This window comes from Chitinophaga polysaccharea (assembly GCF_007829335.1).
Lineage (GTDB): Bacteria > Bacteroidota > Bacteroidia > Chitinophagales > Chitinophagaceae > Chitinophaga > Chitinophaga polysaccharea_B.
Genome location: NZ_VIWO01000001.1, coordinates 664,950 through 690,372, shown reverse-complemented (window position 1 = coordinate 690,372; position 25,423 = coordinate 664,950). Strand labels below are relative to the sequence as shown.

General features: G+C 42.2%; 25 protein-coding genes and 1 tRNA gene. 18 read left to right on the top strand and 8 right to left on the bottom strand.

Features of this window, described 5'->3' with window-relative positions:
• The first annotated feature begins 48 nt into the window (after window positions 1–48).
• Together FHW36_RS02970 and FHW36_RS02965 are read left to right on the top strand one after the other, a co-directional pair.
• Window positions 49–759, top strand: a complete 711-nt coding sequence (locus FHW36_RS02970; RefSeq protein WP_186452284.1) for an MBL fold metallo-hydrolase — start codon at window positions 49–51, stop codon at window positions 757–759.
• A 451-nt stretch (window positions 760–1,210) separates the two neighbouring features.
• Window positions 1,211–1,924: a hypothetical protein gene (locus FHW36_RS02965; RefSeq protein ID WP_145661986.1), complete on the top strand. Its 714-nt coding sequence runs from the start codon at window positions 1,211–1,213 to the stop codon at window positions 1,922–1,924.
• A 256-nt stretch (window positions 1,925–2,180) separates the two neighbouring features.
• Here FHW36_RS02965 and FHW36_RS02960 read toward each other — a convergent pair whose 3' ends face one another.
• Window positions 2,181–2,681: a hypothetical protein gene (locus FHW36_RS02960; RefSeq protein ID WP_145661984.1), complete on the bottom strand. Its 501-nt coding sequence runs from the start codon at window positions 2,679–2,681 to the stop codon at window positions 2,181–2,183.
• Between the two features lie 689 nt (window positions 2,682–3,370).
• On the opposite strand from FHW36_RS02960, the gene FHW36_RS02955 reads away from it, so the two are divergent.
• Genes FHW36_RS02955 through hsdR form a run of 3 tightly spaced genes read left to right on the top strand, consistent with a single transcriptional unit; the run spans window position 3,371 to window position 8,369 of the window.
• Window positions 3,371–4,822 (top strand): class I SAM-dependent DNA methyltransferase, encoded by a 1,452-nt coding sequence (locus FHW36_RS02955; protein WP_145661981.1) that lies wholly within the window; start codon window positions 3,371–3,373, stop codon window positions 4,820–4,822.
• Window positions 4,819–6,051: a restriction endonuclease subunit S gene (locus FHW36_RS02950; RefSeq protein WP_145661979.1), complete on the top strand. Its 1,233-nt coding sequence runs from the start codon at window positions 4,819–4,821 to the stop codon at window positions 6,049–6,051. Before FHW36_RS02955 ends, FHW36_RS02950 begins: the two co-directional genes overlap by 4 nt.
• Window positions 6,048–8,369 (top strand): EcoAI/FtnUII family type I restriction enzme subunit R, encoded by a 2,322-nt coding sequence (gene hsdR, locus FHW36_RS02945; RefSeq protein WP_145661977.1) that lies wholly within the window; start codon window positions 6,048–6,050, stop codon window positions 8,367–8,369. The genes FHW36_RS02950 and hsdR overlap by 4 nt, the downstream gene beginning before the upstream one ends.
• A gap of 81 nt (window positions 8,370–8,450) precedes the next feature.
• Here hsdR and FHW36_RS02940 read toward each other — a convergent pair whose 3' ends face one another.
• Window positions 8,451–8,666, bottom strand: coding sequence for a helix-turn-helix transcriptional regulator (locus FHW36_RS02940; protein ID WP_145661975.1), 216 nt, complete (start codon window positions 8,664–8,666; stop codon window positions 8,451–8,453).
• A gap of 464 nt (window positions 8,667–9,130) precedes the next feature.
• Between FHW36_RS02940 and FHW36_RS02935 the strand changes: the two genes are divergently transcribed.
• From FHW36_RS02935 to FHW36_RS02905, 8 genes are all read left to right on the top strand, one after another.
• Window positions 9,131–9,496: an RNA polymerase sigma factor gene (locus FHW36_RS02935; RefSeq protein ID WP_145661973.1), complete on the top strand. Its 366-nt coding sequence runs from the start codon at window positions 9,131–9,133 to the stop codon at window positions 9,494–9,496.
• Window positions 9,497–9,640: 144 nt separating this feature from the next.
• Entirely contained in the window at window positions 9,641–9,928 is a 288-nt protein-coding gene (locus FHW36_RS02930; protein WP_145661970.1) for a hypothetical protein, read from the top strand.
• Window positions 9,929–9,994: 66 nt separating this feature from the next.
• Window positions 9,995–10,261: a hypothetical protein gene (locus FHW36_RS02925; protein WP_145661968.1), complete on the top strand. Its 267-nt coding sequence runs from the start codon at window positions 9,995–9,997 to the stop codon at window positions 10,259–10,261.
• Between the two features lie 122 nt (window positions 10,262–10,383).
• Entirely contained in the window at window positions 10,384–10,608 is a 225-nt protein-coding gene (locus FHW36_RS31030) for a DUF433 domain-containing protein (protein ID WP_145661966.1), read from the top strand.
• A gap of 263 nt (window positions 10,609–10,871) precedes the next feature.
• Window positions 10,872–11,102, top strand: coding sequence for a hypothetical protein (locus tag FHW36_RS30400; RefSeq protein ID WP_186452283.1), 231 nt, complete (start codon window positions 10,872–10,874; stop codon window positions 11,100–11,102).
• Between the two features lie 7 nt (window positions 11,103–11,109).
• Entirely contained in the window at window positions 11,110–11,472 is a 363-nt protein-coding gene (locus FHW36_RS02915; RefSeq protein WP_186452282.1) for a helix-turn-helix domain-containing protein, read from the top strand.
• Window positions 11,433–11,654, top strand: a complete 222-nt coding sequence (locus FHW36_RS02910; protein WP_145661961.1) for a hypothetical protein — start codon at window positions 11,433–11,435, stop codon at window positions 11,652–11,654. Before FHW36_RS02915 ends, FHW36_RS02910 begins: the two co-directional genes overlap by 40 nt.
• Entirely contained in the window at window positions 11,651–13,225 is a 1,575-nt protein-coding gene (locus tag FHW36_RS02905; protein WP_145661958.1) for a recombinase family protein, read from the top strand. Before FHW36_RS02910 ends, FHW36_RS02905 begins: the two co-directional genes overlap by 4 nt.
• Here the strand turns inward: FHW36_RS02905 and FHW36_RS02900 are convergent.
• The 3 genes from FHW36_RS02900 to recQ form a co-directional block, all read right to left on the bottom strand.
• A tRNA-Phe gene (locus FHW36_RS02900) sits at window positions 13,218–13,290 on the bottom strand. The two genes, FHW36_RS02905 and FHW36_RS02900, sit on opposite strands and share 8 nt — an antisense overlap.
• An 82-nt stretch (window positions 13,291–13,372) precedes the next feature.
• A complete protein-coding gene (locus FHW36_RS02895) occupies window positions 13,373–14,140 on the bottom strand; it encodes a DUF3050 domain-containing protein (protein WP_145661957.1) in 768 nt (255 codons plus the stop codon).
• Window positions 14,141–14,166: 26 nt separating this feature from the next.
• The gene (recQ, locus tag FHW36_RS02890; protein WP_145661954.1) at window positions 14,167–16,368 is read right to left on the bottom strand and encodes a DNA helicase RecQ; all 2,202 of its coding nucleotides are present in this window, start codon (window positions 16,366–16,368) and stop codon (window positions 14,167–14,169) included.
• Between the two features lie 156 nt (window positions 16,369–16,524).
• Between recQ and FHW36_RS02885 the strand changes: the two genes are divergently transcribed.
• The 3 genes from FHW36_RS02885 to FHW36_RS02875 all read left to right on the top strand — a co-directional run bounded on the left by FHW36_RS02885 (window position 16,525) and on the right by FHW36_RS02875 (window position 19,831).
• On the top strand, window positions 16,525–17,499 hold the full coding sequence (locus FHW36_RS02885; protein ID WP_145661952.1) for a KpsF/GutQ family sugar-phosphate isomerase: 975 nt from the start codon (window positions 16,525–16,527) through the stop codon (window positions 17,497–17,499).
• A gap of 2 nt (window positions 17,500–17,501) precedes the next feature.
• Window positions 17,502–18,593, top strand: coding sequence for a mannose-1-phosphate guanylyltransferase (locus tag FHW36_RS02880; protein WP_145661949.1), 1,092 nt, complete (start codon window positions 17,502–17,504; stop codon window positions 18,591–18,593).
• A gap of 101 nt (window positions 18,594–18,694) precedes the next feature.
• Window positions 18,695–19,831 (top strand): methionine aminotransferase, encoded by a 1,137-nt coding sequence (locus FHW36_RS02875; RefSeq protein WP_145661946.1) that lies wholly within the window; start codon window positions 18,695–18,697, stop codon window positions 19,829–19,831.
• A 124-nt stretch (window positions 19,832–19,955) separates the two neighbouring features.
• Here FHW36_RS02875 and FHW36_RS02870 read toward each other — a convergent pair whose 3' ends face one another.
• The 3 genes from FHW36_RS02870 to FHW36_RS02860 all read right to left on the bottom strand — a co-directional run bounded on the left by FHW36_RS02870 (window position 19,956) and on the right by FHW36_RS02860 (window position 22,867).
• On the bottom strand, window positions 19,956–20,630 hold the full coding sequence (locus FHW36_RS02870; protein WP_145661943.1) for a carbonic anhydrase family protein: 675 nt from the start codon (window positions 20,628–20,630) through the stop codon (window positions 19,956–19,958).
• A 92-nt stretch (window positions 20,631–20,722) separates the two neighbouring features.
• Entirely contained in the window at window positions 20,723–22,372 is a 1,650-nt protein-coding gene (locus FHW36_RS02865) for a SulP family inorganic anion transporter (protein WP_145661940.1), read from the bottom strand.
• A gap of 201 nt (window positions 22,373–22,573) precedes the next feature.
• Window positions 22,574–22,867, bottom strand: a complete 294-nt coding sequence (locus tag FHW36_RS02860; RefSeq protein ID WP_145661934.1) for a hypothetical protein — start codon at window positions 22,865–22,867, stop codon at window positions 22,574–22,576.
• Window positions 22,868–23,230: 363 nt separating this feature from the next.
• Between FHW36_RS02860 and FHW36_RS02855 the strand changes: the two genes are divergently transcribed.
• Both FHW36_RS02855 and FHW36_RS02850 read left to right on the top strand, forming a co-directional pair.
• Window positions 23,231–23,572 (top strand): PadR family transcriptional regulator, encoded by a 342-nt coding sequence (locus FHW36_RS02855; protein ID WP_145661926.1) that lies wholly within the window; start codon window positions 23,231–23,233, stop codon window positions 23,570–23,572.
• 31 nt (window positions 23,573–23,603) lie between these two features.
• A complete protein-coding gene (locus FHW36_RS02850; protein WP_145661923.1) occupies window positions 23,604–25,376 on the top strand; it encodes a PspC domain-containing protein in 1,773 nt (590 codons plus the stop codon).
• Window positions 25,377–25,423 lie beyond the last annotated feature (47 nt).

Here is a 25,423-nt window from a genome sequence, read left to right as displayed (position 1 = left end):
TGCTTTCTGCCACAGACCTTTGCATCGTTTTAGTATAAAAAAATGAAAATGATGAAAAGTGTAATACAATTATCCATTTTACCAATGGGAATGATAAATTCTTTTGTAATTAAGGGAACGAAAAAACATATTCTTGTGGATTCGGGTATACCGCGAAGTGAGGAGGAGATTCTTTTTCAGTTAAAATCTCATGGAATTGATAAGAAGGATATTGGTTTGATTATTATTACTCATGGACATATTGATCATTTTGGCAGCGCCGCAGAACTTAAGCTGAAATTGGGTGTTCCGCTCCTTATACATGCTTTGGATGCGGTTGCATTGAGGACAGGTAAAAGTATGGTCGAAACGCTAAAACCGAATAAGAAGTTTTGGAATATACTAAAACGAAAGCTTATAAGAGATGTAGCTACACCATGCGAGCCAGATATCATCTTAAACGGTGATTGTAATTATGACCTTAATGAATGGGGAATAGACGGAAAAATTATTCATACTCCCGGGCATACACCAGGTTCTCTTTCCGTTATTCTTAGTGATGGCAACGCAATAATAGTGGATTTGGCTTCTTCGGGCATATTGTTGGGAGGCATTATGTTTTATTCAAGAATGAAACATCCTCCTTTTCATGATGACCTCACAGCATTGAAAAAAAGTATTGAAAAAGTGCTTAAAGAAAAAGCAGATAAATTTTATTTGGGACATGGGGGACCTGTATCAAGAAAGGATCTGATGCACTATCTCGCAAGGTTTTTATAACGATGTAAACTAACTCATAAAAAACGCCATGCTACAACTGCAATTTTTGATTTTTCCCGAGGGAATATTATATAACAAAAAAACGACTAGTGTCGAGTCCCGCGTGTGAATGAAGTATTCCGTCAAATGACAGGCCTGCTCCGGCTTTTAGGGGAAATAAAAAACGGGAACAAAACCTTTTACAGTAATGTTCCCGTTTCTGTGGAAAGGAGCGGGGAGATGTCGAATTTTTTGGAGGATTTTAAAAGACTAAACGATGCTTTGAATGGCTGATTTTTACTATACCAGTCGCTTTTCCAGCATGTTTTTCCACGTAATGAACCCTTTCTGCTCATTACCGTAGTCATGAACAATCCGGCTGAAATTTTCGGGAGGCAGGGTTTAGAAAGCTGGGTATATCTTAAATACTATCTGAAAAACCAATATCTTTAGAGACTTTAAATTGAATCACATGAACTCTCGTAAGTTGATGATAATCAAGGCTTGTGGAATTCCGGGTGAGGATCAGGAGTGTGACAATATTAAAAACCACGCGGAGCTATACAATATTGAAGTTACTTGTGTTTGCCCGAAGGATAATTCAGACCTAGAAAGAATTCTTGAGAATGGCGTTATATACGATTACATATACCTAAGTTCTCACGGCAATACTGATGGGTTTTCAAACTCCTCGGAATCAATAAATTTCACCTGGTACAAATTTGGGGTGTTATTGTGTGAAACAGGATGCATGGGGGATGATTGCGTAGTAATGCTTTCCTGCTGCCGCGGAGGGCTTAATCAGATTGCGTATTTACTTTTCCATATTTGCCCCTCGCTGAGTTATGTTGTTGGGCCGAGGCAGAACCTATGCCCAAACGAAATGCTCATAGGGTTTAACCTACTTTTATTTAATATTGAGCACCGTAGGCTTGACCCAGTTACTGCCTGCAAGAAGATAGAATTAGGTACAGATATTAGGTTTGTATGCTTTGATCGCATTGAAACGGAAGGAGAAATGGCTTTTATATATTTTAAATCTACCTTTGGAGATGAATATCGGGAGGAAATTGAGGAAGCACAAACTAAATTTCAAAACCAGCAAGCGATACCTGTGATTCACGTAGTTCCACTAGGTCCGCCAACTGTTACATCAGCTCCAGGTCCACAAAACCAAACGAATTAAGTTCTTTTCTGGCCTGTCAATAAGAGTTTGATTTGTCATTTAGAATAATGACAATTAGTTTTCATTCACACCATTAAGCGATGATTTTACCTATCTCTTTTCACGGGGAGGAGGCTGAGGGGGATTGTCATATTTGGGAACTTGACCTTTCTCAAACCTTTCAGGCTCAGGACTGGGGATATAAGTAGGTTGAGGTCTCGGTTCGGGCTGTGATTGAGGAGAAGGTTGCGGAACTTTTTTTTCTTCGCTCATATTTTTAATTTGAAAAGTGATAGGTGTCTAAATATACTTTAGTCTTATATTGCGCCTCTGCATCGAGCTTCTTCACCTTTTTGATATTAAGTTTATTATCTAAATCTTCTATCTCTTTTGCAGATTTACGCAATTCAAAGAAGACGGTACTTGCTTCTTCATCCGTTACTTTATTTTTAACCAAATCGTGCCACAATTCTTCAAGTCTATTGGCTCGATCATAATAAAGTAGCCTGAGTTTTGATAAACTTTCCAGTTGATCTTCGTTATGAATCAAAAAACTTTCGATACTGCCAAGTAATTGAACCAAAGCAATTACAGCACATGCAAATCCAGCTATAGGCTTCCATATTGCCCATCCCATAGCACCTCCTGCCGAAAATACTATTGTTACAATCTTAAAGTACTTTCTTATATCCCGTTGCCTGCATAAGTATAGTACCAAGTACTCATCCCCCTTTTTTGCATGGACTAAATCTAACCAGATTTTATTGTCTATACTCATACGATAGCTATAGGTTAATGCCTGTTACCTAAAATAAGTATAATAATCCAAGAAGAGAAAACAGAATTTGTCTTTTCCCTGCTTTTGCCATATTGGGATGTCAGACTAATCCACAATTCGTGTCTGCTGATACTATTTACTTTTGTCCAAGATAAGTTAAATGATATTAAAGGGGAAACAAAAAGATTAGCTTACCCTATGATTGGTTCAGCAACTATTTAAAAAAGCATATGGTGGGCACCATTTAAAACATGTTATTAATTAAGTGTTTTTTTGGAAAAGATTTTATCAATACAGATTTATTTTATTTGGGACACCTCTGGTAACATGTATTTGGGAGCTGTTATAGATAAAAAATTTTCGGATAATGATTTCGACGTAGGCACTTATGGGCAAAAAATCCTCACATTTCTGTGAAGCTTTCTTAGTGGAAAGGAGCTGGGGGGCGATTTTTTTGTAGGGAATTTGAGCAAATTTTGCTATTTTTTGAAAATGAACCAAAGTACATAGTCTAAATGTTATTTCTGTGCGGCGAGGCTTGTTAGCAAACGATTCATCTTCAATTATAATTGGTTAAAATCCAATTAAACTAAATATCTTAGATAAACAATTGGAGATAATGGAGTTCTCCCTTTGTTTATAATGTCTTTTGGCGGCACTTTATATAACTTACATGCCATTTCAAATTTATGTTCGAACAAACTTTTAAAAACATTGACGACCATCTGTGGAAAGATGCCGGATGCAGCAGTGAGCTGGATTACGTAGAGCAGACTTCCTGGATATTGTTTCTCAAATACCTTGATGATTTAGAAAGATCAAAAGAAGCTGAGGCAAGATTATCTGGCAAAACATACGCACCAATAATTTCAGACAAATACAAATGGAATGTATGGGCATGCCCTAAAACGAAAGAGGGTAAACTGGATAATCACAAAGCACTGACTGGCGATGACCTAAAGGACTTTGTGGATGGCAAATTGTTTCCTTACCTGCGTAAGTTTCGTACAACAGCAGAACATCCTGATACTATAGAGTACAAAATAGGTGAGATATTTCATGAGCTGAAGAATAAGGTACAAAGCGGTTACAACCTTCGCGAGGTGGTAAACCGTGTTGACGAACTTCGTTTTCGTACACATGCCGAAAAGCATGAAATGAGTAGCTTGTACGAAGACAAGATCAAGAACATGGGCAATGCGGGGCGTAACGGTGGCGAGTACTACACGCCGCGCCCACTTATTAAAACTATTATAAAAGTAGTGGCTCCAAAGATCGGTGAAACCATTTATGACGGGGCAGCGGGCAGTGCGGGCTTTCTTGTAGAGGCGTTTGAGTACCTGAAGCAGGGGAAGTTGAGCACCAGAGATATGGAAACCTTACAAAAGAAAACTTTTTACGGCAATGAAAAGAAATCACTGGCTTATATAATAGGGGTAATGAACATGATATTGCACGGCATCGAAGCCCCCAATATTATACACACCAATACGCTGAGCGAAAACATAAATGACATAAGCGATAAAGACCGATACAATGTAGTGCTGGCCAACCCTCCATTTGGCGGTAAAGAGCGTGCTGAGGTTCAGGAAAACTTTACGATACGCAGCAGCGAGACCGCTTATCTGTTCATGCAGCATTTTATAAAAATACTGAAGGCCAACGGCAGGGCTGGTGTAGTGATAAAAAACACGTTTCTCAGTAATACCGATAAAGCCAGTATACAGCTGCGTAAGTTACTATTGGAGAGTTGCAACCTGCATACCATACTGGATATGCCCGGTGGTACATTCACCGGTGCAGGTGTGAAAACCGTGGTGTTATTTTTTGATAAAGGAACAGCAACACGTAAAATCTGGTATTATCAGTTTAATCGAAGCCGTAACCTAGGTAAGACCAATGCACTGAATGAAAAAGATCTGGAGAATTTCTTAAAACTGCAAAAGACAAAGGCAGATAGTGAATACAGTTGGACCGTGAAGATGGTAGATATCGACATTGACACGTGCGATCTCAGCGTGAATAACCCCCATAAAAAAGAGGAAAATATCCTGCGCAGCCCTAAGCAAATATTAAAAGAAATGCGCGAACTGGATGCAGAGACAAATGACTTATTGGATCAAATAGATGGATTGATATGAAGAAAGGATGGGAAACAAAAAAGCTAAAAGAAGTATGTGAGAAAATAACAGACGGCACTCACCAAACTCCCAAATATTTTGATAAAGGAATAATATTTCTGTCGTCTAAAAATGTTACAAGCGGAAAAATAGATTGGGAAAATGTAAAATATATAGATGAAAAGCAACATTTGGAAATGCATAGACGTGTTGCTCCTAAGATGAATGATATCTTGTTAGCTAAAAATGGTACTACAGGTGTTGCTGCGATTGTAGATAGGAATGAAGTTTTTGATATTTATGTAAGTTTGGCTCACATCAGAGTGTTGGAAGAGATTATGCCGCATTTTATGCTATACTTTCTCAATTCTCCACTTGCTAAAAGACAATTCGACAGACGATTAAAAGGTATTGGTGTACCTAACCTTCATTTAGAAGAAATTAGAGAGGTAGTCATCCCCTTCCCTAAATCTTTGGAGGAACAAAAACAAATAGTAGCCATTTTAGATAAGGCTTTTGCTGCTATAGACCGAGCAAAAGCTAATGTGGCGCAAAATCTGAGAAATGCTAATGAACTCTTTGAAAGTTATTTGAATGAAGTGTTTGAAAACAAGGGAGAGGGTTGGGAAGAGACCACATTAGAAAATATTGTTTCAACTGATTGTACCCTTTCTTATGGTATAGTACAGCCTGGAGACGAATTTGAAAATGGTTTACCTATTGTTAGGCCAACAGATTTGAATTCTAAAATAATATTCAAAGAGGGCCTCAAGCTTGTTAATCCTGAACGTGCAGATAGTTATTCAAGGACCACATTAAAAGGTGGCGACATTCTAATGTGTGTTCGTGGAACAACTGGCACTATTTCAATTGCATCAACAGAGTTAAAAGGAGCAAACGTTACGAGAGGAATCGTGCCTATTAACTTTAATAGCAAAATCCTAGATCAATCCTTTGGTTACTATCTGTTGAAATCAAATTATATTCAAAAGCAGATTAGGAAGAAGACTTATGGGGCTGCTCTTATGCAAATAAACATTGGCGATTTAAGAAAAATCAGAGTGTTATATCCGCCTTTATTGCAACAAAAGAGATTTGTGCAGAAATTTGACATTGGTAGTACTCAAACACACAGGTTAGATTTAGTATATGGAAGAAAAATAGCCGACCTGGAAGAACTCAAAAAAAGCATCCTTCAAAAAGCTTTCAGCGGAGAGCTTACTCATAAACCCATACACGAACAGGTATGAATGAAGCCGAAACAAGAGCTGAGCTAATAGACCCCAAGCTCGCCAGCAATGGCTGGGTAACAGGCGGTGAGGTGAAAGTACACCGGGAGCACCCAATAACACCCGGTAAGATAATGCCTGGTCAGCGGCGGAAAGCACCACTAAAAGCAGACTATGTGTTGGCCTATAAAGGTCGCAAGCTGGCAGTAATAGAGGCAAAAAGTGATGAACAACATGTAGGCGAGGGTGTAGGTCAGGCGAAAGACTATGCAATAAAACTGCAACTGGAAACAGCCTACGCTGCAAACGGCAAAGAGATATATCAGGTATGCATGGAAAGCGGTAAGGAAGATTGGGTAACGGATTTCCTGACGCCGGATGAACTATGGGATAAAACCTTTCCGCAGGAAAATAAATGGCAGGAGGAACTAAGTGAAGAGCCATACGATACGAGGACGAAAACACCCCACTTTTACCAGGAAACAGCAGTAGAACGTGTAATAGATGCCATTGCTAACAAGCAGTCCCGGATATTATTAACATTGGCCACCGGTACAGGTAAAACATTTATTGCATTTCAGATAGCCTGGAAATTGTTTCATGCCCGCTGGAACTTAAAGTTTGACGGCACACGAAGACCGCGGATTTTGTTCCTTGCCGACAGGAATATTTTGGCCAATCAGGCATTCAATGCTTTTTCTGCATTCCCAGAAGATGCGCTGGTACGCATCAAGCCCAGAGAGATAAAGAAAAGTGGTAAAGTACCCGTAAACGGCAGCATCTTTTTTACAATATTTCAAACCTTTATGAGTGGCCCTAACGATACTCCGTATTTCGGGCAATATCCACCAGATTATTTTGACCTTATTATCATAGATGAGTGCCATCGTGGTGGCGCTAATGACGAGAGTACATGGCGTGGCATATTGGAATATTTTTCGCCTGCAGTACAATTAGGGCTCACAGCTACACCCAAGCGTAGGGAAAATACCGACACTTATAAATACTTCGGCAAGCCAGTATATATCTACTCTTTGAAAGAAGGGATCAATGATGGTTTCCTGACCCCTTATAAAGTACGTAAAATAACTACATCATTGGATGAATATACATTCGACAGTGAAGATGAAATAGTAGAAGGCGAAGAAGTATTTGATCCGAAGAAAACATATACGGAAAAGGATTTTAACCTGACCATTGAGATGTACGAACGTGAGAAAGAGCGCGTTAGGATATTCATGAATGAAATAGACCAGACCGAGAAAACCATAGTGTTTTGTAGGACACAAAAACATGCCAATCTTATCAGAATATTTATTAATCAGTTAAAGAAAAGCACAGAACCTAATTATTGTGTTCGTGTTACTGCAAATGATGGCGAACTGGGAGAACAATATTTACGAGAATTTCAGGATAACGAAAAAAGCATTCCAACGATTCTTACAACATCTTATAAACTATCAACAGGCGTGGATGCCAAGAATGTTCGTAATATAGTTTTGTTGCGTCCCGTGAAAGATATAATAGAATTTAAACAAATAGTAGGACGTGGAACGCGTGTTTTCGAAGGTAAGGATTACTTTACCATATACGACTTTGTAAAAGCATATGAGCATTTTAAAGATTCCGAATGGGACGGCGAGCCAGAAGAGCCAGTTCCGGCGGACCCTGAGCCATTCAACGGACCTACAGTTGTTGAAGAGCCATCTGGTGATTATGGAAGTAGTGACGGTGAACATTTTCCTAAAAAGAAGATTATTAAAATAAAGCTGGGCGACGGTAAAGAACAGGAAATAACCCATACTATTGAAACGGCTTTTTTTGACGCAGATGGCAAGCCTATATCTATGCAGGAATTTTTAGACAGGCTGTTTGGTAAGTTTCCTGATGTGTTTAATAGTGAGGCCGAATTAAGAAATATTTGGTCTAATCCTACTACACGAAAAGCTTTGTTGCTGCGGTTGGAAGAAGCTGGTTTTGACAGTGATCAGTTAACGAACCTACAAAAAGTAGTAGACGCAGAGCGTAGTGATTTATTTGATGTCTTGGAATTTATTTCTTTTGCTGTAGTACCAATAACACGTGACGAAAGAGTAAGCAATGCCAAGCCTGAAATTATGAAAGGATTAAGTTCGGAGCAAAGAGAGTTCATCGAGTTTGTATTGTCAAAGTACATTGAAATCGGTGTAGAGGAACTCGATCAGGAAAAATTACCTGCACTACTGCAGTTAAAATATCATTCTGTTAATGATGCACTAGATATACTGGGCGATGCTGATGACATAAGAAGGATATTTATCAATTTCCAAAGGTATTTATATGATTACAGGGTAGCCTAAGGAAAAATAGCTATTGTGCTTTGTTAAGTATAGGTTTCCAGGAAATCGGAACGCATAAGCTAAGCTTTATTCCTATCCTTACTAGATAGGTTTGTTAGAAACCAACAGCTCCTTCACATCAACATCCAACACTACCGCAATATCAAAAAGCGTCTCCAGTGTCGGCTGCTGATCATTCGTACACCACTTCGATATAGTCGTCTTGTTTTTCCCCAACTGCTCCGCCAACCAGATATTGGTCTTTCCTTTATCCGCCAGGACACTTTTGATTCTATTAAGGATTCTCTTTTCTGACATTTTAATAGCGTTATTCACCATTGAAGTGGCAATATAGGTAACCCTAGAAAAGTCATTTAAGGCTAGAAGTGTTGAAAATGAGAACTTTGATGATTATTTCGGAAATTTATTTGCAAAATTCAACACTTTCTGTTAATTTCACTCTGCAATAAAATTTTTTCCAACCGATGGATTTCAAAATGTATAACACTTCCTGAATCATATGGACAGCTAAATATTAAGCGTATTTGCTTCAATTCTCGCACTGAAAACTGCGACCTTTCAAAAACGACGAGAATAGGGTAAATCGCTCACGCTTTCCTTAGTATATTGCGTACTGAAGAGACGTGGGCGTTCTTATTCGTCGTTAGGGTGTCGCAGCCCTTCAGTGCGGTAAGGACTAACCCGCGTCTCTTTCGTTTTTCCCCGCTGGAAAGTCCTTTCAGGTAGCTATTCCCCCTTCTCCACACATAAAATGAGCTACAATGAACTGTAAGGCTAAAACAACCCTGTCTCCAGGTAATAATAATATGGCTTATCAGCTACAAAACGATATGACCATATTTGAGGACTTTCTAAATACTTATTGTGATAAAACATTCAGTACTGTTGCTCGGCTGACAGGAACATGCGATGTAAGTGTTATCACGAATGTCACGGCAGATATTTTTGCCGAATTATGGTCAAAAAGAGAAAAAACCGTGTCTAAGGACAATTCTTGCTTACTATTTAAGACAATACTTCGCCATGCCTTATTATTTCTAAGACGTCAAAAGAATGAAGATAGAATTGAATTATTAATGAGCATTTTGCTGTGTAAAGAACCATTTTCCGTATTGGAAAGTACATAGCCTGGAGTTTTCTGAAAAATGTTCTCCCCTTGAAATCTCTTTCCCATTACAGGGAACAGCTACAATTAAAAAACTACAGAGCATGTTATTGGCGCTGTTCTAAAAATCAGATTAGTTAAGTCCTCAAATTAAACGCTAATTTTTATGAAAGAAAAACAACAAACAGGCCCACAGAAAAAGGCCCGTGCAGAGAAACCGCTTAGGTTAACCCCTGGCGAAATGAAGGCCCCTATATCCGTATCAAAGGAGTTCTTCAGTATCTACAATCTTCTCGCTGCTCATGATCACTTTACGCTACTATTAAATAATCTCCCAGATAATAATCCTGATTCATTGAACGCTATCGAATTTGTTGGCGATGTGGAAAAGCTGCTTGAGGCAAACTTCTTTCTTATAAAGAAAAGCGTTAAAAGGGTAAAAAGGGTCAAATAAACTCGGTGGATAAACTACATCGCCGTCCGCAGATTCAATCTATTAATAACAATACAAAATAGCATTATGAATAAATCCGTAAATACTTTGTTACAAATACATACAATGTTATCAAAGCTACCGGTCATCTTCAGAGAGAGGGTTTGTGAGGAATGTAATTGGAGTACCCCCACATTTTATCGTAAAATGCGCGGAAGAGACAAACCACACCCAACCGATAGCAAGAAAGTCATTCCGTCACTCAGTAATGCGGAAAAACAGAAAATTATTGAGGTCATGAATGAAGTCTACTATCAGGCAGGCACCGACAAAACGGAACTTTTGCCACAATAATATTATTATCAATGTATAGCAACTAACCTAGTTGTTGATTCTTCTTAGCTGGCAGGACTATATTTGTATCACCCTCCGCTGGCTTTTCCAGGCTGGCGATTCTTTTATCAAATCTTGAATAAATGGACATAACACAGTACATAGATATCAATCCAAAAGTTATGCTAGGTAAACCCGTAATTAAAGGTACCCGTATTACTATTGAGTCAATATTGGAAAGATTATCAAACGGTGAAACAGTGCAGGATATCCTCGTAGCTTATCCACATATTACACCAGAGGCAATAAATGTCATCAGATACGGCAACGTCTCTTATTGTCTTCTATTATCTTCTAATGGCGATTAAATATTTTCAATAGGCGTACAATAGTGATCAGGCATGAAGTAAATCACCATTATTAGTATCTCAGAGAGAATATTTTACCCCCCGCCCCCATTGTACATCTCAGAAATCGGAAAAATTTGCAAAAAATCGGAAAATAACAAGCAAGAACGGACACATTTGATCAAATAATGAAAAGTAGGCTTTGTGGGCATAGTATGTTTGCATCGAGGCTGGAATGAGGTAGAGGAGGATATGAACTATTATCTCACTAATTCTTACACATTATGTCATCGAAAACAACTCTCGAAAGGGAACTGGAAGTACCAGTAGCGATTATTGCTGAAGTAGCAAATCTTCTATGCGGTCAGGAAATAACGCCGGAGGTGATAGAAGCTGATGAAAAAGATGAAACAATCACCCTGTCGGTACAATTTACAAAAGACCAAAGGGACACTATTCATCAGGCAGAAGACCTCATTGATGATTACTATGAAGAGGGCGAAGATGATGAATAGACGCAGCATGAAAGAGGTATTGCAGGGAATTCTCGTCAGATTGGAGTTGATAGAACAAAAGCTGGATAAGCTGCAAAAGGCCCCAGAGCCTTTGCAGCATTATCTAGCCGCGGAGCAATTATTGTCCGCAAAAGAGACGGCAGCCTATCTGCATTTATCCGTTGCCAGAATCTATTGCCTGGTATGTGAAGGCAGATTAAAGCCACTGCAGCGTAAGAAGCGCGGGCGTATTTTATTTAGCCAGTCACTGTTGGACGATTATCTGTCTGTAAATCCCATCACAGTTAGTGATTTCATCATTTTACAATCAATGTTTGTAAACAAAAAGGTATGCCCCAACAATTCGATTCAGATAGGGATTGTGATGTAACAATAGAAGAAGTGAGAGCCATGGCGAGTTTCAAAGATTATAGCGATGAACAGATTGTTCGTCTGCTGGATGCGATTAAGGTATTCTCGCGAATAGCACTTGCCGCATGGTCGAAAAGGAATGCGGTAGAAGCCCAAATCATTACACTAGTACCAAGCGAGGATAAACAAAAAGCCGCATGAGTAACGATTTACGCCTTTTTGAATCCTTTACAAAAGGTAAGAAAACGGCTGCTGCAAGTAGCCGGAATTGTGTGATTTATACCCGGGTTTCAACGAAAGAACAGGCAGATAATAATATGAGCCTAGCGACACAACGCAAAGCCTGCGAGTCATATGCCTGTAAAAGTGGTTATCATATAGCAGGGTATTTCGGTGGAACATACGAAAGCGCCAAGACTGATGAGAGGAAAGAGTTTAACAATATGCTTTCTTTTGTAAAGAAGAGTAGGGAAAAGATTGCCTACATCATCGTCTATAGCGTTGACCGGTTTAGCCGCTCCGGAACCAATGCCATGTACATTGCAGAGCAATTGAAAAGAGCGGGAATCTTAGTTTATGCGGTAACGCAGCCAACGGATACCACGACTGTCAGTGGCAGCCTGCAGCAAAACATCCAGTTTATTTTCAGTGAGTATGATAACCAGCTTCGGAGGGAAAAGTGCATGGCGGGAGTAAAAGAGAAGTTATTACAGGGAATATGGTGTACGTCTCCGCCATTAGGGTATGATATTGTACGCAGAAATGGCAAAAAGGAGTTTGTCATCAATCAAACGGGAAAGCTGCTCAGGAAGGGGTTTGAATGGAAAGCAGAAGGGGTATCCAATGAAGAAGTAAGGGCCAGGTTGGCCGCGCGCGGACTAAAGCTTGACAATCAAAGGATTTCAGACTTCTTGCGTAATCCATTCTATTGCGGATTGCTCGTCCACAATGCTCTGGAGGGAAAGATAATAGAAGGGATACAGGAAAAAGTGGTATCAAAGGAATTGTTTCTAAGAGTGAATGGTATCCTATCTCAAAATCATCATGGGTATAGTCTTAAACCAGAAAATGAGAACATTCCTCTAAAACGCTTTTTAAAGTGTGGGGACTGCGGTAATTACCTGCGGGCGTACAAGGCGGCTAAAAATCAGCAGTATTATTATAAATGTAATACTCCGGGCTGTAAATGTAACAAGCGGGCCGACAATCTGCACTCGGCATTCAAGGCGCTGCTGAATAGTTATACAGTGGATGTAAACGAAGATCACAGGACTATAATCCGGCTCCAGATGATTGCCACTTATAACCAGTTAACGGCAGAAGGGTGGGAGCAGCAGGAACAGCTTCATAAGCAATTAGCAGAGGTAGATAGAAAATTGCAACGGCTTAAAGAACGCTTCGCTATGGAGGAAATTGATCGGGAGATATATGAGGAATTTAAGCCCCGGCTTTTGGAAGAGCGCAAAAATATTGAGCAGGAGCAGCTTAAATTCAAAAGTGGGGTGTCGAACCTTGAAATGTGCGTTGAAGAGTGCATTACCTATGCTTCTAAACTCGCGTCCTTGTGGGATTTAGGTGATTACGGAGAGAAACAGCAACTACAATTTCTCGTCTTTCCGGAGGGGATACTATATAATCGGAAAAATGATGAGTGTCGAACCCCGCGGGTGAATGAAGTATTCCGTCAGATTGCAGAGCAGGCAAACGATTTGCACCAAATAAAAAACGGGAACAAAACCTTTTACAGTTATGTTCCCGTTTCTGTGGTGTGAGCCGGGATCGAACCGGCGACACAAGGATTTTCAGTCCTTTGCTCTACCAACTGAGCTACCGCACCATCCGTTTTTGTTGCCCTCTCTCGTGAGGGGATTGCAAAAGTAAGACAATCTTTTGAATTGCAAAATTTTTTTCGAGAAATTTTATAAAACTACTTTTTCTCCAAGAATGCCACTCCACAATTGATGCCGCCAATGCAGCGACTGGCGGGCGTATTCAGCGGCCTCCTGCCATTTATCTGTATCTTGTCCACATAGTTCGCTTACCATTTGCATGGCCAGCTGGCTATGATGATCCCCATCTACTTCAATATGTCTTTCGAGATAATAAATGAACAGGTCCAGCTTTCCGGGAAATTTCCTGTCAAGATCTTTTACCAGTGCCAGGAACATGTCGGGGATAAGGTCTTCCCGTCCAAAAGTAAATACGGCTGCCATAATGTGGGCTTTGCCGGTAGCAATTACTTCAAAAGTAAAGCCAAGAAACCCCTTTACAGCCTCAGGAAGCGATGAATTATCCAGGATGTGGCGGATAGACTTCCCGGCTTTTACATCGGCTATAATCGCTTCTATAGGGGCACAGTCGGCGCCTGCCTGTAGCATGGCCCGTTCATACAATTCAAAATGACTGCAGCGGGCGCCGGTATGGTCAATATCACTTTCTTCCCCCGTTACAATTTCATTGATCAGGTAGCGGGTGGCGGCGTTACCAACAGGTACCCAGGGAACGTTTACACAGGTGAGTTGTTGTTGCAGAGCTTTGAGCAGCGACATAAAATCCCATACCGCATAAACATGGTACTGCATAAAAGTGCGTACATCTTCCAGCGTTTGGAGTTCAGCGTATAAGGGGTGCGCTACTACTTTCTGCCGGTTGGCAGCAATGGTTTCCTGAATATATTGAATGCTCATCTTACTATTATTTGTTGTCAGCCGGTTTAGTTACCATATACGACCAGGAATTTGATACGTACCAGTTTTAGTTGTTCCAGTGTGTAATCATTTTCAATGAGTTCTTCCCTTGCTAAAGCGAGACTGGAAGTTTCGCAGCCCTTGAAATATTCCATGATTTCATCCTGGGCATAGTCATCCAGTTCTTCGTCGAGGCAGTAGTCGATATTCAGCTTGGTACCACTGGCAACGATAGTTTCCATTTCATCGAGCAGTTGGGAAAGGCTCAGTTCTTTGTTTTTGGCGATAGTTTCCAGCGGTATTTTTTTATCGATATTCTGGATGATGAATACCTTCATGCCACTTTTGTTTACCACGCTCTTCATCACGAAGTCATCCGGCTTGGTGATATTATTTTCTTCCACGTAGCGGGTAATCACGTCGAGGAATTGTTTGCCGTAGCGAATCGCTTTTCCTTTACTGACGCCCTGTATCTTTTCGAGTTCCTGGACGGTAGTCGGGTATTGGGTAGCCATATCTTCGAGGGATGTTTCCAGGAAGATCACGAAAGGAGGGAGGTTCTTTTCCTTGGCTACTTTTTTTCTCAGTTCCTTCAGCATTTCTACCAGCACGGGGTCGGCAGCAGCATGGGCTTCTGCGGCGGCATCTTCTTCATCTTCTACAGCGTCTTCGTCAAATTGATGATTCAGCGCTACCATGATGGAGTAGGGCTTTTTCAGGAATTTGGTGCCTTTATCGGTTACTTTGAGGAGGCCATACTCTTCAATATCTTTCTCTATCAGTCCTTCCAGCATCATTTGCCGCATGAGGGAGTTCCAGAAATGCGCATCAAATTCTTTCCCTTCGCCAAATACTTCCAGCTGATCGTGGCGGTAAGTATTGATCTGGGGGCTTGTTTTCCCGGTGATAACGTTGATCACATATTCGCTGCCAAAGCGCTCTTCCAGGGCGCGAATGGCTTTCAGCATGATCACGACCCGGTTTTTCACTTCTATTTTTTCCTTTGGATTGCGGCAGTTGTCGCACTGACCGCAGTTCTCCGTTTCGAAATGTTCTCCGAAGTAGTGCAGGATCACTTTACGGCGGCATACAGCGCTTTCTGCATAGGCTACTGTTTCATTGATCAATTGTGCGCCCATTTCGCGTTCGCTGAGCGATTTATCCCGCATCAGGTGTTCGAGCTTCTGTACATCTTTATGGGAGTAGTAACAGATACAATGCCCTTCCAGTCCGTCCCTGCCGGCACGGCCGGTTTCCTGGTAGTAATTTTCCAGGCTTTTTGGAATGTTATAATGGATCACAAAACGGACATCCGGTTTGTCGATACCCATTCCGAAGGCGATGGTGGCTACAATGACTTCTGTGTCTTCGTGCAGGAACATGTCCTGGCGCTGGGCCCTGGTACTGGGATCCAGACCGGCATGATAGGCCACAGCTTTTACGCCATTGGCTACCAGCATGTCTGCCAGTTCTTCGGTAGTTTTGCGGTTCAGGGTGTAGATGATACCGCTTTTACCTTTATGTTGGTGAATGAACTTGACAATATCCTTGATGGTCTGGTCCTTTTTGCGTTTTGGCCTGATTTCATAGTACAGGTTGGGACGGTTGAAGGAAGAAATAAAGATATTGGCTTTATTCAGTCCCAGGTTCTTTACGATGTCGCTTTGTACTTTAGGTGTAGCGGTGGCGGTGAGCGCAATGATAGGCAGCTTGTCGCTGATCTGGTCTATCATTTCTTTCAGGCGGCGGTATTCCGGTCTGAAATCGTGCCCCCATTCGGAAATACAGTGCGCTTCATCTACGGCAATAAATGATATTTCCAGCTCCTTGAAGAAATCAAGGTTTTCCTGTTTTGTAAGCGTTTCAGGCGCTACATATAACAGTTTAGTTTTGCCGGCAGTAAGGTCGGCCCGCACTTTTTTAATCTGCGCCTTGGATAAGGTCGAGTTTAAGAAGTGGGCCACATTGTCTTTACTGCTATAGCCTCTTACCAGGTCAACCTGGTTTTTCATCAGCGCAATAAGTGGCGAAACTATTAATGCACATCCCGGGCTCATTAGCGCGGGTAATTGGTAGCATAGTGATTTACCTCCACCAGTTGGCATTATAACGAAAGTATCTTTGCCTGAGAGGATGCTATTTATAATTTTTTCCTGATTTCCTTTAAAGGAATCGAACCCGAAGTGTTCGCGTAATGCATCCATCAAACGTTCCTTAACAACAGCCATTGCATTCAAATTTAAACTCTAAAGAACCAACAAATGACGAAATATATTTATATGTTTTTTAGGGGACACGAAGTTACTTAAAAAAGCCCGGAGTATCAATATAAATTACCGGAGCGTACCAGTGCTGACTAAAAAATGATAAATTTGTAAATCGTCATGAAAAGGAATCAAACTATCAATATAGGAGCCGTAGCCAAACGCACTATTGCATTGGAAGCATCAGCTATTAATGATTTGCAGCAGTTTATAAATGCAGATTTTGAGAAAGTTGTTGAAAGCATTGCACAATGTGAAGGGAGATTAGTGGTAACCGGAATTGGGAAAAGTGCCATTATTGCGCAGAAAATAGTGGCCACGCTGAATTCTACCGGCACCCCTGCACTTTTTATGCATGCGGCAGATGCTATTCATGGTGATCTGGGGATGATCCGGGAAGAAGATATTGTGATGTGTATCTCCAAAAGCGGTACTTCTGCCGAAATTAAAGTACTGGTGCCACTGGTGAAGAATTTTGGCAACACTTTAATTGCCATGGTGGGGAATACCAGCTCATTTTTAGCCCAGGAAGCCGATTTTGTGCTGAATACAACTGTTAGCCAGGAAGCCTGCCCTAATAATCTCGCACCCACTACCAGCACCACTGCACAACTGGTCATGGGGGATGCGTTGGCGGTATGCCTGATAGAATGGCACGGATTTACGGCTGCTGATTTCGCAAAGTTTCACCCGGGCGGTGCCCTGGGAAAAAAATTGTATCTCAAGGTGGGAGACCTCAGCAAATTACATCTCTCCCCACAGGTACTGGAAAACAGCTCTTTAAGGGAAGTAATTGTGGAAATTTCATCTAAAATGCTGGGTGTTACTGCCGTAGTAGATGAAAATAGATTACTTAAAGGTATTATTACAGATGGTGACCTGCGCAGAATGCTGGAGAAAAATGTTCCCACAGCAGCTGTTACGGCCAAAGATATAATGTCGCGACATCCGAAAATGATACAGCAGGATCAACTGGCCATTAATGCATTGGAAATGATGCGCCAGCATGATATTACCCAACTGCTGGTAATGGACGGAGCGCGATATCAAGGTATTATTCACTTACATGATTTAATCAGAGAAGGAATTATTTAGAAATGACACAGCTGAACAGCCATTTTTACGTGGCAATCATGGCAGGGGGTATTGGCAGCCGCTTTTGGCCCCATAGCCGCACAGACAACCCCAAGCAGTTCCTGGATATCCTGAACACGGGGAAAACCCTGCTCCAATGGACATATGAACGCTTTGTACAGTTCATTCCCAAGGAAAACATATTCGTTGTTACCCATCATCAGTATACTGGTAAAGTGGGTGAACAGCTGCCGGAGTTGCCTGCCGCCAATATTGTGAGCGAACCCTCCCGCAAAAATACAGCCCCCTGTGTTGCTTATATCTCACATAAAATCCATAAACAAGACCCGCTGGCTAACATCATCTGTGCACCGGCAGATCACTTGATTATGGATGGACCCGCCTTTACCAATGCCTGTCTCAACGCGCTGCTGTTTGTACAGAAAAACAGCGCATTGCTAACGCTGGGCATTAAACCTACCCGCCCTGATACCGGTTACGGTTACATACAGTTCGAACCTCAAATGGTGGCGGACAATGTGTACCAGGTGAAAACATTCACGGAAAAACCCAACCTGGAACTGGCTAAAACCTTTATCCAGAGTGGCGACTTCCTCTGGAATGCCGGCATCTTTGTATGGAATGTAAAAACCATCCTGGCGGCATTTAAACAATACCTTCCGGAAATAGATGAGCTGTTTGAACAGGCCACCTATGCCCTCAATACACCACAGGAGAAAGAAGCGATTGAACAGGTATATCCCCAGTGTACCAATATTTCTATCGACTATGGTATCATGGAAAAAGCCAGTAACGTATATGTAATCCCATCCAATTTCGGCTGGAGCGACCTGGGTACCTGGGCCTCTGCTTACGAAAACCTGGAAAAGGATTACCTCGGTAACGCTGTACAAGGCAAAAACGTAGTGGTGATCGATGCTACCAAATGCATGGTAAAAGTACCCAACGAGAAGCTGGTACTGCTCCAGGGCCTCGATGAATTTATCATTATCGATACCAGTGATGTACTATTGATCTGCAAAAAAGACAATGAACAACAGATCAAGGAATATGTAGCGGAAATAAAACGCAACAAAGGCGAAAAGTTCCTCTAAAGATTTTATGTTTTTTGATATTGAAATTTAGATATTTAGCGCTGGAAAAGCACAGGGCTTCGCCACTAAATAGCTAAATTTCAATATCAAAAAAACAGGTAATGATCTCTAAACTCCCCGATGTAGGTACTACTATATTTACCGTTATGTCGTCACTGGCGGTCACCCACCAGGCGATTAACCTCTCCCAGGGATTTCCCGACTACGATTGCAGCGATGAACTGAAAGCAATGGTGAATGAAGCCATGCAACAAGGGCATAACCAATATGCGCCTATGCCGGGGCTGATGCCACTCAGAGCCGCGATCGCTGAAAAAATAAGCCGCCTCTACCGGCAATCCATTAGCCCCGATACTGAAATTACGATTACACCTGGCGGCACTTACGCCATATTTACTGCCATTGCTACGTGTATACGTCCCGGTGATGAAGTCATCATTTTTGAACCGGCATACGACAGCTACATTCCCAATGTTCTGGTTAATGGCGGCACGCCGGTGCTCATCCCGCTGTCGTTTCCGGGATACCGTATCAACTGGAATGACGTGCGCGCTAAAATAACGCCCCGTACCAAAATGATTATGCTTAATACGCCGCATAATCCAACAGGAAGTATTTTACAGGAAAACGATATCCGGGAGCTGGAAAAGTTAGTGGAGGAGTTTAACCTGCTGGTGTTATCGGATGAAGTATATGAGCACCTGATTTTCGACGGAGCGCAGCACCATAGCATATTACGTTATCCGGCTATTTACCGTAACAGCTTCGTCACTTTTTCTTTTGGGAAAGTTTTTCATAATACTGGTTGGAAAATGGGCTACTGCGTGGCGCCGGAACACCTGATGAAAGAATACCGTAAAGTTCACCAATACCTGTGTTTTTCTGTGAATACTCCCACGCAATATGGCCTGGCCAGGTTCCTGGAAACACCGTCCCATTACCTGGAACTGCCTGCGTTTTACCAGCAAAAACGGGATTATTTCCTGGAACTTATGAAAGATACCCGCTTCACGCCATTAGCTAGTGAAGGCAGCTATTTTCAGCTAATGAAATACGATCGTATTTCCGATGAGGGCGACAAAGATTTCGCTGTCCGCATGACCAAAGATTTTGGGGTAGCCGTGATCCCGGTATCCGCCTTTTACCGCGATGGAAAAGATGATCATGTAATCCGGTTCTGCTTTGCCAAGAAGCAGGCAACCCTGGAACAGGCTGCGGCCAAGCTGCGACTGATATAGCAAAAGGAGGCTATTAATAACTGTTGGGACAAGTGCCTTTAAATAAAATGTCCCAACGGGTTATTAATGCCTCCTCTACTCATGAAAAAGCAAACTTATTCCCCTCTATAAAAAAACATAGTTGTTAAACGGCCACCGCTGACTCGGAAGGTTGGTTGCTTTCCAGGATCAACGTATGGTCCATGAAGCGTACCAGGCCGGTTTCTACGTCATATACCGCCCCGATAATACCGATTTCCCCTTTTTGCAGCATATCACGGAGAATATTGCTTTGTTCTACGATGGCTTGTACAGAGCGTTCTACGTGAATATTGTTTACAGCTTCTACAAATGCGCTGTTATGGGAATGCCGATCTGTTTTAATTGTTTTTTCTGCGAAAACAGCGGGTGAAATTTTGTTTAGCAGCCCGGTCAGGTTGCCCAGCTCTACTGCATCGCAGGCTCCTTTAATGGCGCCGCATTTGGTGTGTCCAAGCACTACGATAAACTTGGAACCGGCTATTTTGCAGGCATATTCCAGGCTTCCCAGCACGTTGTCTGAAATAACAGCCCCGGCTAAACGAATACTGAAGATGTCGCCCAGGCCCTGGTCAAAGATCAGCTCCGCGGAAGTACGGGAGTCCATGCAGCTTACAATAGCCGCCATGGGCCATTGTCCGTCGCTGGTATCGTTTACCATTTGCAGGAGGTTGCGATTAAAGCGAAGATTGTCTACAAAGCGGTTATTACCGGCCTGCAGCAATTCTAAAGCTTTCCTGGGAGATATATTTGCCTGAGATATTTTATTGAGTGTTTTCATGATTGTCATTTTTTAAAATTTGAAAAATGAACGGAAAAAAGCATGGTGTTCCGTTTACGATTCCCTGATAATTGAGACGCATGGCTTACGTCCTAATTTAACTGTAACTGTTTCAGTAATTCTTTATGGTTACCGGAAGAAATAGTATGTACAGACGAGGAGCTAAGCTCCGTCTGTTCTTCCTCTGAGAGGTCAGGCGTATTTTGTATGTTATACACCGGCTTAAACCCCGTTAATATTACCTTGATATTTTTTTGCGGCGCTTTAATATCCTTAAACTCACGGATGGTTTGCAGCACATCAAAATCGATGTACGCTGTTTTATGCGCATCTATCACCAGTGTGATATTTTCCGGCATATGGTCCAGGGTAAGCAGGATGCTGGCTTTGTTCAGGAAGGAAACCTCCTGTGCCAGTTCCAGCCGGATACTATCACCAGTATGGTATTTTTCTTTACGGAAATAGTAAGAGCTTTTCATATTACCGCGTAAAATAGCCAGTACACTTACCACCATACCTAATGCAATACCGATGAGCAGGTCGGTAAATACGATCGCGACTACTGTTACTACAAATGGTACCCATTGGTATTTACCGTTTTTAAACATCTCTTTGAAGATGGAAATCTTGCAAAGCTTATAGCCGGTTACGAGCAACACGGCGGCCAGGGTAGCTAACGGGATCTTGTTCAGCAATACGGGGATCAGGGCAGTACAGATCAGTAGTAATGCGCCATGTATCATGGTGGCCATCTTTGTTTTACCGCCAGCGTTGATATTGGCGCTGGAGCGCACAATCACAGACGTAATAGGCAATCCACCGATTAAGCCACTCACCATATTTCCAATACCCTGCGCTTTCAGTTCCCGGTTAGGAGAGGTGTAGCGTTTCAGGGGATCGAGTTTATCAGTGGCTTCCACGTTCAGCAAGGTTTCCACAGAAGCTACGATAGCAATGGTTACTGCAGTAATCCATACTTCTTTATTGCTAATAGCACTGAAGTTGGGCAGTGTGAACTGGTGAATGAAATCGCTGAAGCTGTTGGCTACCGGTAAGGTTACCAGGTGCTTAGATCCCAGTGCCAGCAGCTCGCTGCCGGAAAATGCCATATTCAGCAATATGCCGGTAATTACTGCAACCAGCGGCGCTGGCACGATGTTGAGCTTCGGGATCTTGCTCCAGTACAGAATAATGAAAATGGAAACAATGGTAATAATGGTTGCGCCGATACTGATGTGATTTACAGCAGATAACAAGGCGCTAAAAGTGTTATCCCCATCTACCTGGAAAAAGGTGAAATCGCCTTCTGTATTGGCATCATAGCCAAATGCATGCGGTAATTGTTTCAGGATGATAATGATACCGATGGCGGTGAGCATGCCGGTGATGACGTTGGAAGGGAAGTAGTTGGCTACAGTTCCCGCTTTCACCAGGCCCAACACTAATTGCAGGGCGCCGGCTATCACTACACTCAGCAGAAATATATCGAAGGCGCCGAGTTTGGTAATAGCTACCAGTACTACAGCGGTAAGACCTGCTGCAGGGCCGCTCACACTCAGTTGAGAGCCACTGAAAAAGCCAATTACCAGGCCACCGATGATACCGGAAATCATACCGGCAAACAAGGGGGCACCAGAGGCCAGGGCAATGCCTAAACACAGTGGCACTGCAATGAGGAAAACAACAAGGCCGGCAGAAAAGTCGCCTTTTATATTGGAGAATAAGGATGTTTGCTTGTTCATAAAATAAGCTTTTCCGTTGAAGGATCGCGCTTCCGGATAGCAGCATCCGCTGCAACCGTGGAAACGACTTTGCTCGTATAATGATACCATCAGGAGCGCTGTTCGGGTATCTCCGTAACAGATACACGATGTCCTGGCAGTAATCGGTGAATAAAAAATGAATAATAAAAACAGCCGTTGTGAAACAACAGCAAGGGAAGATTATGCTATGTGCATATTTGGAGGGGGCGCGTGTATTTCCTGGGCAGGGTTGCTCGGAATATCTTCCATTAATTGATAGTGTATAACATCTAACACCAATTGTGAATTAAACTGCAGTTCGTCAAATTGCTTACAGAATTTAAGATCCTTGGCAATTTTAACATGGTCACCGCCGGCATCCACCGGGTGTTCTTCCACAATTTGGTTATTAAACAGCAGCTTCCCTACTTCCTTAATAGGAAGGAGTTGAGACACCATGAGTGCCAACAGGAATATGCCGATAATTTTCTTCATGTGTATGTTACGCTTGTACAAATGTAACTGAGGGAGACCATAAATACTTACATAGGATAATTAAAATAATGTTAAAGGATTTTAACAATACAGCCCGCTTTGTTCAAAAGTACCGATTATCAGTATTTATGACCGATTATCATTTTTAAAACCTTTTCAGAAAATTGGTTTTTCCTGGTGAAATACCTGCTGGTGGCGTTTTTATCTTCATTTTCCAGGTATCGTGGAAAGCAAAATAACTTGCTTTCTATGGTATTGTGTATTGCATAGTAGTAAATAATTCCTATTTTTGTATCGTAAAGTTGAAAAATAGCTATCACAACTGATCACAAACCAACATTAAAAAACTAAAGCTCACTTGCCATGAATATAGATAACACACAGTCGCAGATGAGGAAAGGAGTGCTGGAGTTTTGCATCTTGTCCGTTATTAAGCAAGGAGAAGCTTACCCTTCAGATATTATAGAGAAGATGAAAGAAGCGAAGCTGGATATCCTGGAGGGCACACTTTATCCTTTACTAACAAGATTGAAAAATGCAGAATTACTCACCTATCGTTGGGTAGAAAGCAGCTCCGGTCCTCCAAGAAAATATTTTTCCATGACAGAAAAAGGGGAAGCCTTTTATAAGGAATTGGAAAGTACCTGGAACGAACTGGCCAATGCTGTTCATGAATTAACCAAAACCAATAGCACACCGCTGTAAGCAGCATACCTAAAACCTAAAACAACTAGTAATGAAAAAGATAATCAATATAAATCTCTCAGGCCGCCTTATCCCCATAGAGGATAGCGCGTATGAGCTGCTTAATCAGTACCTCGGCAGCCTGAAGAAATATTTTTCTAAAGAAGAGGGCGGTGATGAAATTGTTTCTGACATTGAAAGCCGCATTGCTGAAGTGTTCCAGGACTTATTGAAGAAAGGGGCTCATTGCATTACCGATGCCGATGTAATTGCCATCAAAGCGTCTATGGGTACGCCAGAGCAGTTTGATGATGTTACCGGTGAACGTGCGCAGCAGCAACAACAGCAAGAGGATGCATTTGACTTTACTCCCCGTCCACGTAAACGCCTGTACCGCGATCCGGACAATAAGGTATTGAGCGGTGTATGTAGCGGTTTAGGCGCCTATTTCAACGTAGACCCGGTTATTTTCCGTATCATATTTGCCCTGCTGGCGATCGGTGGTTTTGGCTCCGGGGTGCTGGTATACTTTATCCTCTGGATAGCAACCCCATCTGCCGACACTGCTGCTGAAAAGCTGGAAATGCGGGGGGAGCGTGTAGACCTGAACAGCATCAAATCTACTATCCAGGATGAACTGAATCACATGAAAGGCCAGATGAAAAATGTAGGAGATGATATCCGAAATTTTTCGCAGGGCCGCGGAAAGCAAGTAGGTAGTGATATTGAACGCTTCTTTGTGAAACTGGCCAATATACTGGGTACCGTACTGGTGGCTGTTACCAAAGGCTTCTTTTATTTCTTTGCTGTAGTGATGCTGATCTGCCTGATCGTGGTGGGAATAGCCATTGCAGTATCTTCCGCGGCCCTTTTCCCCATCAAGAACCTGTTACTTTCTGCTCCGGCACAAATCTTCTTAATATGGCCGGCCATCGGGTTGTTGATCGGTATTCCTATAGTAGCGCTGGTTATTTTCATCATCCGTAAACTTACAGGTGTAAAAGAAACAAACCGCTATGCCGGATATACACTCACCTTCCTGTGGTTGCTGGGACTGGCTTTTGCTGCCATCGTAGCTACTTCACTGGTGAAAGACTTCAGAAGAACGGCCACCGAAACAGAAGTGCTGGCTATTCAGCAGCCTACTAAAGGAAAGCTGATCCTGAAAAGATCGCCAGGTATCTTAACAGATAACGACAGGGCCGAAATGAGCTTTTTTGATGATAACATCCTCATTGCGGACGATACAGTGGTGATCAACGACATCCACATTCGTATCGAAAAGAGCCTGAATGACAGCTTTGCAGTAGAGGTATCCCGTTTTTCCCGGGGCCGGAATGCGCAACAGGCCAAGGAGCTGGCGCATGACATTGCCTTCCAGCTCAATCAGAAAGACTCTGTGATTTACCTGCCAGATGGTTTCTCCCTGGCTCCTCATTCCAAATACCGCGGACAACGGCTCACACTGACCATAAAAGTTCCGGTAGGAAAGAATATCGAAATAGATCATGAAGTTTCCCGCAACTATTCGATCAGCAGGTACGGCCGTGGTGATGATTGGGATGACGACGATGATGAGGCCGCACCGCTCAACCTGAAAATGACGCCCGATGGCGCGGATGATTTGAATGCTCCTAAAGCAGAAACTGAAAAGGATGAGCCGTCAGACAAACCGGAAAAGGAAGAAAAGAAGGATACCACCCAGATTTATCGTTATAAAGGCCCCTCAGCTGAAAATGCTGTGAAAGCAGTTAAAAATACAACGGTAGTTAAGGGTAGCATGTCTTTCCTGGCCGATGCCCTCATACGCATACACAGTATTTAGTAAGCATAATCAGTTAACAACAAATAAAGTGTAACGAAAACGACCGC

What these genes read in the sequence shown, in the direction of transcription:
- FHW36_RS02880 (WP_145661949.1), top strand. Translation starts at nt 17,502, where the DNA reads ATGACACAGCTGAACAGCCATTTTTACGTGGCAATCATGGCAGGGGGT.
- hsdR (WP_145661977.1), top strand. Translation starts at nt 6,048, where the DNA reads ATGAATGAAGCCGAAACAAGAGCTGAGCTAATAGACCCCAAGCTCGCC.
- FHW36_RS02935 (WP_145661973.1), top strand. Translation starts at nt 9,131, where the DNA reads ATGAACTGTAAGGCTAAAACAACCCTGTCTCCAGGTAATAATAATATG.
- FHW36_RS02915 (WP_186452282.1), top strand. Translation starts at nt 11,110, where the DNA reads ATGAAAGAGGTATTGCAGGGAATTCTCGTCAGATTGGAGTTGATAGAA.
- FHW36_RS02855 (WP_145661926.1), top strand. Translation starts at nt 23,231, where the DNA reads ATGAATATAGATAACACACAGTCGCAGATGAGGAAAGGAGTGCTGGAG.
- FHW36_RS02850 (WP_145661923.1), top strand. Translation starts at nt 23,604, where the DNA reads ATGAAAAAGATAATCAATATAAATCTCTCAGGCCGCCTTATCCCCATA.
- FHW36_RS02865 (WP_145661940.1), bottom strand. Translation starts at nt 22,372, where the DNA reads ATGAACAAGCAAACATCCTTATTCTCCAATATAAAAGGCGACTTTTCT.
- FHW36_RS02965 (WP_145661986.1), top strand. Translation starts at nt 1,211, where the DNA reads ATGAACTCTCGTAAGTTGATGATAATCAAGGCTTGTGGAATTCCGGGT.
- FHW36_RS30400 (WP_186452283.1), top strand. Translation starts at nt 10,872, where the DNA reads ATGTCATCGAAAACAACTCTCGAAAGGGAACTGGAAGTACCAGTAGCG.
- FHW36_RS02955 (WP_145661981.1), top strand. Translation starts at nt 3,371, where the DNA reads ATGTTCGAACAAACTTTTAAAAACATTGACGACCATCTGTGGAAAGAT.
- FHW36_RS02875 (WP_145661946.1), top strand. Translation starts at nt 18,695, where the DNA reads ATGATCTCTAAACTCCCCGATGTAGGTACTACTATATTTACCGTTATG.
- FHW36_RS02870 (WP_145661943.1), bottom strand. Translation starts at nt 20,630, where the DNA reads ATGAAAACACTCAATAAAATATCTCAGGCAAATATATCTCCCAGGAAA.
- FHW36_RS02940 (WP_145661975.1), bottom strand. Translation starts at nt 8,666, where the DNA reads ATGTCAGAAAAGAGAATCCTTAATAGAATCAAAAGTGTCCTGGCGGAT.
- FHW36_RS02895 (WP_145661957.1), bottom strand. Translation starts at nt 14,140, where the DNA reads ATGAGCATTCAATATATTCAGGAAACCATTGCTGCCAACCGGCAGAAA.
- FHW36_RS02910 (WP_145661961.1), top strand. Translation starts at nt 11,433, where the DNA reads ATGCCCCAACAATTCGATTCAGATAGGGATTGTGATGTAACAATAGAA.
- FHW36_RS02860 (WP_145661934.1), bottom strand. Translation starts at nt 22,867, where the DNA reads ATGAAGAAAATTATCGGCATATTCCTGTTGGCACTCATGGTGTCTCAA.
- FHW36_RS02885 (WP_145661952.1), top strand. Translation starts at nt 16,525, where the DNA reads ATGAAAAGGAATCAAACTATCAATATAGGAGCCGTAGCCAAACGCACT.
- FHW36_RS02970 (WP_186452284.1), top strand. Translation starts at nt 49, where the DNA reads ATGATGAAAAGTGTAATACAATTATCCATTTTACCAATGGGAATGATA.
- recQ (WP_145661954.1), bottom strand. Translation starts at nt 16,368, where the DNA reads ATGGCTGTTGTTAAGGAACGTTTGATGGATGCATTACGCGAACACTTC.
- FHW36_RS02960 (WP_145661984.1), bottom strand. Translation starts at nt 2,681, where the DNA reads ATGAGTATAGACAATAAAATCTGGTTAGATTTAGTCCATGCAAAAAAG.
- FHW36_RS31030 (WP_145661966.1), top strand. Translation starts at nt 10,384, where the DNA reads ATGGACATAACACAGTACATAGATATCAATCCAAAAGTTATGCTAGGT.
- FHW36_RS02950 (WP_145661979.1), top strand. Translation starts at nt 4,819, where the DNA reads ATGAAGAAAGGATGGGAAACAAAAAAGCTAAAAGAAGTATGTGAGAAA.
- FHW36_RS02905 (WP_145661958.1), top strand. Translation starts at nt 11,651, where the DNA reads ATGAGTAACGATTTACGCCTTTTTGAATCCTTTACAAAAGGTAAGAAA.
- FHW36_RS02930 (WP_145661970.1), top strand. Translation starts at nt 9,641, where the DNA reads ATGAAAGAAAAACAACAAACAGGCCCACAGAAAAAGGCCCGTGCAGAG.
- FHW36_RS02925 (WP_145661968.1), top strand. Translation starts at nt 9,995, where the DNA reads ATGAATAAATCCGTAAATACTTTGTTACAAATACATACAATGTTATCA.